The sequence below is a fragment of the Citrobacter sp. S55_ASV_140 genome (assembly GCF_018919505.1).
Classification (GTDB): Bacteria; Pseudomonadota; Gammaproteobacteria; order Enterobacterales; family Enterobacteriaceae; genus Citrobacter; species Citrobacter werkmanii.
This window is the reverse complement of sequence record NZ_JAHLQZ010000177.1, coordinates 1-8,415: the sequence shown is the minus strand read 5'-3', so window position 1 is coordinate 8,415 and position 8,415 is coordinate 1. Positions and strand designations below refer to the sequence as shown.

General features: G+C 55.2%; 8 protein-coding genes and 1 pseudogene. 4 read left to right on the top strand and 5 right to left on the bottom strand.

Translation table 11 applies throughout. The annotated features are described in order from the left end of the window. Positions 1 to 281 precede the first annotated feature (281 nt). From btsT to yjiA, 3 genes are read left to right on the top strand one after another with little or no spacing between them, the layout of a single operon-like run. The gene (gene btsT / locus KQJ18_RS19235; protein WP_216422512.1) at positions 282 to 2,432 is read left to right on the top strand and encodes a carbon starvation CstA family protein; all 2,151 of its coding nucleotides are present in this window, start codon (positions 282 to 284) and stop codon (positions 2,430 to 2,432) included. Positions 2,433 to 2,482: 50 nt separating this feature from the next. After that, entirely contained in the window at positions 2,483 to 2,677 is a 195-nt protein-coding gene (locus KQJ18_RS19230; RefSeq protein ID WP_003830038.1) for a YbdD/YjiX family protein, read from the top strand. 12 nt (positions 2,678 to 2,689) lie between these two features. Next, positions 2,690 to 3,646 (top strand): GTPase, encoded by a 957-nt coding sequence (gene yjiA, locus KQJ18_RS19225; protein ID WP_042312574.1) that lies wholly within the window; start codon positions 2,690 to 2,692, stop codon positions 3,644 to 3,646. 103 nt (positions 3,647 to 3,749) lie between these two features. Here the strand turns inward: yjiA and KQJ18_RS19220 are convergent, their stop codons facing one another. The 4 genes from KQJ18_RS19220 to KQJ18_RS19205 all read right to left on the bottom strand — a co-directional run bounded on the left by KQJ18_RS19220 (position 3,750) and on the right by KQJ18_RS19205 (position 6,655). Further along, positions 3,750 to 4,814, bottom strand: a complete 1,065-nt coding sequence (locus KQJ18_RS19220; RefSeq protein ID WP_069324120.1) for a DUF2955 domain-containing protein — start codon at positions 4,812 to 4,814, stop codon at positions 3,750 to 3,752. Then, positions 4,804 to 5,871 carry an HlyD family secretion protein gene (locus KQJ18_RS19215; RefSeq protein WP_137346801.1) on the bottom strand — a complete coding sequence of 356 codons (1,068 nt, stop codon included), beginning with the start codon at positions 5,869 to 5,871 and terminating at the stop codon, positions 4,804 to 4,806. The genes KQJ18_RS19220 and KQJ18_RS19215 overlap by 11 nt, the downstream gene beginning before the upstream one ends. A 6-nt stretch (positions 5,872 to 5,877) precedes the next feature. Next, entirely contained in the window at positions 5,878 to 6,342 is a 465-nt protein-coding gene (locus KQJ18_RS19210; RefSeq protein ID WP_137346800.1) for a MarR family transcriptional regulator, read from the bottom strand. Positions 6,343 to 6,490: 148 nt separating this feature from the next. Continuing rightward, positions 6,491 to 6,655 carry a DUF1127 domain-containing protein gene (locus KQJ18_RS19205; protein WP_069324123.1) on the bottom strand — a complete coding sequence of 55 codons (165 nt, stop codon included), beginning with the start codon at positions 6,653 to 6,655 and terminating at the stop codon, positions 6,491 to 6,493. 176 nt (positions 6,656 to 6,831) lie between these two features. On the opposite strand from KQJ18_RS19205, the gene KQJ18_RS19200 reads away from it, so the two are divergent. Continuing rightward, positions 6,832 to 8,244 (top strand): PLP-dependent aminotransferase family protein, encoded by a 1,413-nt coding sequence (locus KQJ18_RS19200; RefSeq protein ID WP_069324124.1) that lies wholly within the window; start codon positions 6,832 to 6,834, stop codon positions 8,242 to 8,244. A gap of 26 nt (positions 8,245 to 8,270) precedes the next feature. On the opposite strand, the pseudogene KQJ18_RS24715 reads toward KQJ18_RS19200, so the two are convergent. Beyond that, a pseudogene (locus tag KQJ18_RS24715) lies at positions 8,271 to 8,415 on the bottom strand (ISNCY family transposase); the annotation flags it as partial.

Sequence of the window (8,415 nt, the reverse complement as noted above, 5' to 3'; positions counted from 1 at the left end):
GTCAGATACTGTGTCAGTGGGGAAACACGGCATTTAGGCAAGCGAACACTATAATGCCGTGATCTCAATCACATAAACTCCCCCATTCACCCTCATTGCTAACCGCTCACTGACATTTGAGACCGCTTAAGCTGACATACAACCGCTCACTTATTTACCTTACTTTACGCGCGTAATTATCTGGCAAGATCCCTCCAACATAGCAGTCAATTTACCTCCTCAAACACAAGATCAAACCCACGCGGCTTCGGCCAATTATTAATTAGATACCAGGTTTTACTATGGATACGAAAAAGATATTCAAGCACATACCCTGGGTGATTCTCGGAATCATCGGTGCATTCTGCCTCTCGGTAGTGGCATTACGTCGGGGTGAGCACATTAGTGCCCTGTGGATCGTGGTGGCCTCAGTTTCTGTTTATCTGGTGGCCTATCGTTACTACAGTCTGTACATCGCCCAGAAAGTGATGAAACTTGACCCGACGCGCGCTACGCCAGCGGTCATCAACAATGATGGTCTGAACTACGTTCCTACTAACCGTAACGTATTGTTTGGGCACCACTTTGCCGCTATCGCCGGTGCAGGTCCGCTGGTCGGACCGGTACTGGCCGCGCAGATGGGCTACCTGCCCGGTACGCTATGGCTGCTGGCAGGCGTCGTGCTGGCCGGTGCGGTACAGGACTTCATGGTGCTGTTTATCTCTTCCCGCCGTAACGGCGCATCTCTGGGCGAGATGATCAAAGAAGAGATGGGCCCGATCCCGGGAACCATTGCTCTGTTCGGCTGCTTCTTAATCATGATCATCATCCTGGCGGTACTGGCGCTGATCGTGGTGAAAGCGCTGGCGGAAAGCCCGTGGGGTGTCTTCACCGTCTGCTCAACCGTACCGATTGCGCTGTTTATGGGGATCTACATGCGATTCCTGCGCCCAGGCCGTGTGGGCGAAGTGTCGGTAATTGGTATTGTGCTGCTGGTCGCCTCCATCTACTTCGGCGGCGTGATTGCGCACGATCCGTTCTGGGGCCCGGCGCTGACCTTTAAAGACACCACCATCACCTTTACCCTGATCGGTTACGCGTTTATCTCTGCGCTGCTGCCGGTATGGCTGATCCTCGCCCCGCGCGACTATCTGGCGACCTTCCTGAAAATCGGCGTTATCGTCGGCCTGGCGGTGGGGATTGTTATCCTCAACCCGGAACTGAAAATGCCGGCGATGACGCAGTACGTTGATGGTACTGGCCCGCTGTGGAAAGGCGCACTGTTCCCGTTCCTGTTCATCACCATCGCCTGTGGTGCGGTATCTGGATTCCACGCGCTGATTGCTTCCGGTACCACGCCGAAGCTGCTGGCTTGTGAAACCGACGCGCGTTTCATTGGCTATGGCGCAATGCTGATGGAATCCTTCGTGGCGATTATGGCGCTGGTTGCCGCCTCCATCATCGAACCGGGTCTGTACTTCGCGATGAACACCCCGCCTGCGGGCCTTGGCATCACCATGCCGAACCTGCATGAAATGAGCGGAGAGAACGCGCCGCTGATTATGGCGCAGTTGAAAGATGTCACCGCACATGCGGCGGCGACCGTCAGCTCCTGGGGCTTCGTGATTTCGCCTGAGCAGATCCTGCAGACCGCGAAAGACATCGGTGAACCATCCGTTCTGAACCGCGCAGGTGGCGCACCAACGCTGGCTGTGGGTATCGCTCACGTATTCCACAAAGTGCTGCCGATGGCTGATATGGGCTTCTGGTACCACTTCGGTATTCTGTTCGAAGCACTGTTCATCCTGACCGCACTGGATGCCGGTACCCGTTCTGGCCGCTTTATGCTGCAGGATTTACTGGGTAACTTCGTGCCGTTCCTGAAGAAAACCGACTCTCTGGTGGCGGGCATCATCGGTACTGCGGGCTGCGTAGGCCTGTGGGGTTACCTGCTGTATCAAGGCGTTGTTGACCCGCTGGGCGGCGTTAAGAGCCTGTGGCCGCTGTTTGGTATCTCTAACCAGATGCTGGCTGCCGTGGCGCTGGTTCTCGGCACTGTGGTGCTGGTTAAAATGCAGCGCACCAAATACATCTGGGTTACCGTGGTTCCGGCAGTCTGGCTGCTGATCTGCACCACCTGGGCGCTGGGTCTGAAACTGTTCAGCACCAACCCGCAGATGGAAGGCTTCTTCTTTATGGCGAATCAGTACAAAGAGAAGATTGCTAACGGCGGCGAACTGACCGCGCAGCAGATTGCCAACATGAACCATATCGTCATCAACAACTACACCAACGCAGGTCTGAGTATTCTGTTCCTGGTGGTGGTGTACAGCATCATTTTCTACGGGTTCCGTACCTGGCAGAAAGCCCGCGCCATCAATGGTCGCTCTGATAAAGAGACGCCGTATGTACCGGTGCCGGAAGGCGGCGTGAAGACCTCGTCACACCACTAAGATGTATTCAGCCCCGCTCCGGCGGGGCTTTTCGCTTATCAGGATTGTTTATGTTTGGTACTTTAGGGCAAGCTAAAAAATATCTCGGTCAGGCGGCGAAGATGCTGATTGGCATTCCGGACTACGACAACTACGTCGAGCACATGAAGACCAACCATCCCGATAAGCCGTACATGACCTACGAAGAATTCTTCCGCGAGCGCCAGGAAGCCCGCTACGGTAGCGGCGGAAGCAGTTGCTGTTAGAAGGAGAAGTGAATGACCCCGATTGCAGTTACCCTACTCACCGGTTTTCTTGGCGCGGGTAAAACCACCCTGCTACGCCATATTCTCAACGAGCAGCACGGTTACAAGATTGCCGTTATCGAAAACGAATTCGGCGAAGTTTCGGTGGACGATCAACTGATTGGCGACCGCGCCACGCAGATCAAAACCCTGACCAACGGCTGCATTTGCTGTACCCGTTCTAATGAACTGGAAGATGCCTTGTTAGACCTGCTCGACAACCTCGACAAAGGCACCATCAATTTTGACCGTCTGGTGATCGAGTGTACCGGCATGGCTGACCCCGGCCCGATTATCCAGACCTTTTTCTCCCATGAAGTGATTTGCGAACGCTACCTGCTGGACGGCGTAATTGCGCTGGTTGACGCGGTGCATGCCGACGAGCAGATGAACCAGTTTACCATCGCCCAGTCGCAGGTCGGCTATGCTGACCGCATCCTGCTGACCAAAACCGACGTTGCAGGTGAAAGCGAGAAACTGCGTGAGCGCCTGGCGCGCATCAACGCCCGTGCCCCGATTTACACCGTGACGCATGGCGATATCGACCTCTCCCTGCTGTTCGACACCAACGGTTTTATGCTGGAAGAGAACGTGGTCAGCGCCAAACCGCGCTTCCACTTTATCGCCGACAAGCAAAACGATATTTCTTCGATCGTCGTTGAACTGGATTACCCGGTGAACATCAGCGACGTGTCGCGCGTAATGGAAAACCTGCTGCTGGAATCCGCCGAGAAACTGCTGCGCTACAAAGGCATGCTATGGATTGAAGGCGAGCCAAACCGCCTGCTGTTCCAGGGCGTCCAGCGTTTGTACAGCGCCGACTGGGACCGCCCGTGGGGTGACGAAACGCCGCACAGCCTGTTGGTGTTTATCGGCATTAATTTACCGGAAGACGAGATCCGAGCCGCGTTTGCGGGATTGAAGAAGTAATCCCCTGCTGAATTGCCCGGTGACGCGATGTGACCGGGCCTGGAAATAGCGTTTTCCCGTAGGCCGGATAAGACGCAGCCGCCATCCGGCACTGGCCCCCCGCTCACTCGGTAATTACAAACCGTGTCGCAGCAAAGCAATTCAACACCCGGTGCACCAGAAATACCATGGTTAGCGTTGCCACCAGCGCGACGGTGACGGAGGTGATGCGGTACAAATCGCTGAATACCAGGTCCTGATCCGGGTGCAGGTTCTGGCCGAACATAATGCCGATAGTGGTGATACTGGCAAACCCCACGCCCGCGCCGACTTTTTCCATTACGTGCAGGCGAGCGCTGAACGCCAGCCCGAGACCGATCAGCGGCATCATCAGCACCATGTGGTTGCTGAAATCATAGATAAGCAACTGCACCAGCAGAATATACAGACAGGCCAGCACCACGCCGACCACACGCCAGATCGAGCTAATCACCGCCCCGCGATAGTGCATCGGAAACAGGATCAAAATGCCCGCCATCAGCGCCGACAGCGAATCACTCAAGTCACAGATCTGGAAGACAACAAAAATCATCGTCGCCACCGTGCCGGAAAGCAGCGACTCGTGGCGCACCCGGGCGGCATCTTTTTCAATGCGCGGCGGCGGCTGGCGGGGTTCCACGTCCGGGATCAGATAATGCAGCAGCGCGCTCAGCGCCACCGCCATGACGCAGGCCTCCATATTGGAGAACATCAGCGTATGCCAGTTGGTGGTAGGATAGCTCATAAAGTTGAGCATCGTGCTCTGGCACACCACGCCCATTGAGCCGAGCAGAAACAGGGGCCCTTTGCTCATAAAACGAAAACGCATCACGTACAGGCCGAACACCACCAGCGTCATGATCAGCGGCCACTGTGAGAGATAGCCGACGATCAGCACCATTTCAACACAGTTTACTGCCGCGCTGAACACAAACTGTTTTGCCACATGGCGGTTGAATACCGGCACCAGCGACAGCAGCATCAGCGGATAAACCACAAAGAACACGCCGTACTGCACGTTGTAGAAGGTTGAGATGCTCAGCGCGATTGTCCCGGCAACGGAGATACGCAGGGTCTGGCGAAAATCATTGGCGGTGTAGACAATATTCCCGTGCGGCGTAAAGACATGGGCCAGCGTGTTAATAGACATAATGCAGCCAGCTAACGAGGTGGATTTGCGCCCCGGCAAAGGTACGGGCGAACATCCCCTCGCTGTTATACAGCTGTACCGTGGCGCGCGCGCCGGTCGGTAACGGCGTGTCGAGCGGTTCGTTCAGCGCCACATGAATACGCATACGCTGGGCATCGCGCACCCAACGGGTTGACTGTTCCGGCTGCGACAGCTGGCCGTTAACCTGCTCCTGGCCCGCCAGAATACCGGCATCGCTGCTGGTAACGCGGGCAGAAAAAACCTTGCCCGGCATGGCGTCGAACACCACGGCGGCATCGGTATCCACGCGAGTGTGGCGCAGGCTTTTCTCGCGAAAGTCGGCCACGATATCGGTCTGGTGGCTGACCAGCGCCAGCAGCGGCGTGGCGGCGGTGGCGTACAGTCCGGGGCTAAGCTGGAGATTGCTTACCGTGCCATCAGTTTCTGCATACACTTTGCTCCAGCCAAGGTTCAGTTGCGCCTCTTCCAGCGCGTTACGGTATTTTTGCAGCGTCACGTTGCGCTTGTCATCGCGCTCGCCGCGCTGGATAAGCAGGTTCTGAATACTGGCGTTGAGCGCCGCCACCGACTGCTCGCTGGTCTGCCAGGCAGTACGCACCTTGTCGAGATCGGATTGCGAAACATTCTGCATGGCACTCAGGCGTTGATAGCGGTCAAAGGTGGTCTTATCGTTACGGGCGTTGAATTGCGCGGTGCGCAGATTAGCGCGCGCAGAGGCGATCTGCGCATCCAGCTGTTGGTTGCTCAGCTTCGCCTGCTCAAGGGCGATTTGCGCCGCTTCGACCTTATTGATAAACGGCGTCGGATCCAGCTCGTACAGCAAATCGCCCTTTTTCACCTGGCTATTGTTATGTACATGCACCTGCGAGACGTAGCCGGATACGCGTGAAGAAACAGGCGTTACCACGCGCATCACCGTGGAGTCCGGCGTCAGCGGGATCCAGATATCGGCAACGATAAACCAGGCGAATATTACCAGGAAAGCGGCAATACTCACCCTTACCCAACGGGCAAATTTTTGTTCTGGGGTCATCATAGTTTTTTAGTGTTGATTGTCTTCTTCGCGGATTGTCCGCAAATTGCAGGCGATTTGATTTAACGTCGCGCTGAAGGCGGCAAGCTCCGCTTCAGGAATGGTACAGGTGACGCGATGCTGGTATGTCTCAATCACCCGGTTAAGTACTTCAAGCCTTGTGCGGCCCTGCGCGGTCAGCGTTAACAGTCGGATGCGTTTGTCATAAGGCGATGTGGAACGCAGCAGGTAGCCCTGCTTTTCTAGTAGCGTGAGGGTACGCATCAGCGGCGGCAGTTCAATGCCCTGCACCTGGGCCAGTTCACTGACCGAGACGTTGTCTCCCAGTTGATACAGCTGCATCAATACCGTCCAGCTTGATTGCGTCAGGCCTGTATCGGTGATGGCAGCATCAATAATGGCCCGCCACTGGCGTACCACCATCGCCATGCGCATCCCCATCGGACGGCGGGCAAACAGTTCATCTTCAGTCATGTTTCTTTTTCCTCATTGCTGAGAAGAAAATAATACTTATCAGGGTAAGTATCAAGAAACAGACTATCAACAAGCATAAATTGATAAACACCGTGAATATAAAAGAGGCCGAATGCGCTAACACCCGGCCTCTGTCGATAGAAAATAATTACTCCACCTGATCGCGTCGCAGCCCGACGTCACGCAGCCGCTCATCGCTCATCTGTTGCAACAGACACCGCGTTTGCGCCCGTAGCCGCCATGCTTTGTATGCTCGCCAGATCAGTACAAACCCAATGAACGGCTGCTTTGCTTTATTCTCATGAAATTCCATACCTTGCCTCCCGCCTTGCCAGAGGCTTTATCTTCACGGATTTAGGCCTGAACAATACAGACTCACAAAGTACTTTTATTTAACATACAGATTGGTTAAAAAGAGTTCTGCATCGCTTTTTTCACGCCAATCTGTACTGGTTTTTTTATCTGTATGGTACCCATGAGGGATACAGCATGACGCGTTACCAACATCTGGCCAATCTGCTGGCCGAACGCATTGAGCAGGGGCTGTATCGCCATGGCGAAAAATTGCCTTCGGTGCGCAGCCTGAGTCAGGAGCATGGGGTCAGTATCAGTACCGTCCAGCAGGCCTATCAGACGCTGGAACAACTACAGCTGATCACGCCGCAGCCGCGTTCCGGTTATTTTGTCGCGCCACAAAAAGCACAACCGCCGGTGCCGCCGATGTCGCGTCCGGTGCAGCGTCCGGTCGAGATAACCCAGTGGGATCAGGTGCTGGACATGCTGGCAGGTCATGCGGACAAATCGATAATCCCTTTTAGCAGTGGCGTGCCCGATATCAATCAACCCAGCCTGAAGCCACTGTGGCGCGAACTCAGCCGCGTGGCGCAGCATAATCTCAAGGCGGTGCTGGGCTACGATGAATTACCAGGCTGTCGGGAATTGCGTCAACAGATTGCCCGGCTCATGCTGGACGGCGGTTCGATCGTCAATGCGGATGATATTGTGATCACTAATGGCAGCCAGAGCGGAATGTCGCTGGCGCTGCTAACGGTCTGCCAGCCTGGCGATATTGTCGCCGTTGAATCTCCCGCCTACTACGGCACAATGCAGCTGCTACGCGGATTAGGGATCAAAGTTATTGAGATCCCGACCGATCCGGATGCCGGGATCAGCATTGAAGCGCTGGAACTGGCGCTGGATCAGTGGCCGATTAAAGGGGTGATCCTGGTTCCTAACTGCAACAACCCGCTCGGCTTTATTATGCCGGATGCGCGTAAACGCGCTGTGCTCGCCCTCGCCCAGCAGCACGATATTGTTATTTTTGAAGATGATGTGTACGGAGAGCTGGCTACAGAATATCCACGTCCGCGCACAATCCATTCCTGGGACAGCGACGGTCGGGTGCTACTGTGCAGCTCATTTACTAAATCCGTGGCGCCGGGATTGCGCGTCGGTTGGGTTATTCCCGGTCGTTATCATGATAAATTTCTGCACATGAAATATGCCGTCATCGGCACTAACGTTCCTGCTACACAGCTGGCGGCCGCCACCTTCGTGCGCGAGGGGCATTATCATCGTCATGTTCGCCGTATGCGTCAGATCTACCAGCGGAATATGGAGATCTATACCTGCTGGGTACGGGAATATTTCCCCTGCGGGATCTGCGTCACCCGGCCGAAAGGTGGCTTTATGCTGTGGGTTGAATTACCACAGCAGGTCGATATGGTCTGCGTCGCCAAACAGCTCTGTCGCCTGAAAATCCAGGTCGCGCCTGGCTCGCTATTCTCCGCATCCGGTAAATACCGCAACTGCGTACGCATCAATTGTGCGTTGCCGCCAGACGAGAAGCATCGGGAAGTCATGCAAAAGCTCGGCGAGGCGGTAAAGGTGGCGATAGAGTAAGTCGGTATACCCGGCTTCGCCTCTGTCTAGTGGCTTAACCCCTGGATATCCTCAGCGGAAAGTCGGGTAATTTTTTGTACCGTGCTGATATCGATGCCATCTGCCAGCATGGTGCAAGCAATACGGAGCGCCTCAGTTCGCTGCCCCTCTATCAGCCCTTCTTGTTTACCT

Bases quoted from the DNA above. Each gene is read 5' to 3' on its own strand.
- KQJ18_RS19200 (WP_069324124.1), top strand. From the start codon at position 6,832: ATGACGCGTTACCAACATCTGGCCAATCTGCTGGCCGAACGCATTGAG.
- KQJ18_RS19205 (WP_069324123.1), bottom strand. From the start codon at position 6,655: ATGGAATTTCATGAGAATAAAGCAAAGCAGCCGTTCATTGGGTTTGTA.
- KQJ18_RS19230 (WP_003830038.1), top strand. From the start codon at position 2,483: ATGTTTGGTACTTTAGGGCAAGCTAAAAAATATCTCGGTCAGGCGGCG.
- btsT (WP_216422512.1), top strand. From the start codon at position 282: ATGGATACGAAAAAGATATTCAAGCACATACCCTGGGTGATTCTCGGA.
- yjiA (WP_042312574.1), top strand. From the start codon at position 2,690: ATGACCCCGATTGCAGTTACCCTACTCACCGGTTTTCTTGGCGCGGGT.
- KQJ18_RS19215 (WP_137346801.1), bottom strand. From the start codon at position 5,871: ATGATGACCCCAGAACAAAAATTTGCCCGTTGGGTAAGGGTGAGTATT.
- KQJ18_RS19220 (WP_069324120.1), bottom strand. From the start codon at position 4,814: ATGTCTATTAACACGCTGGCCCATGTCTTTACGCCGCACGGGAATATT.
- KQJ18_RS19210 (WP_137346800.1), bottom strand. From the start codon at position 6,342: ATGACTGAAGATGAACTGTTTGCCCGCCGTCCGATGGGGATGCGCATG.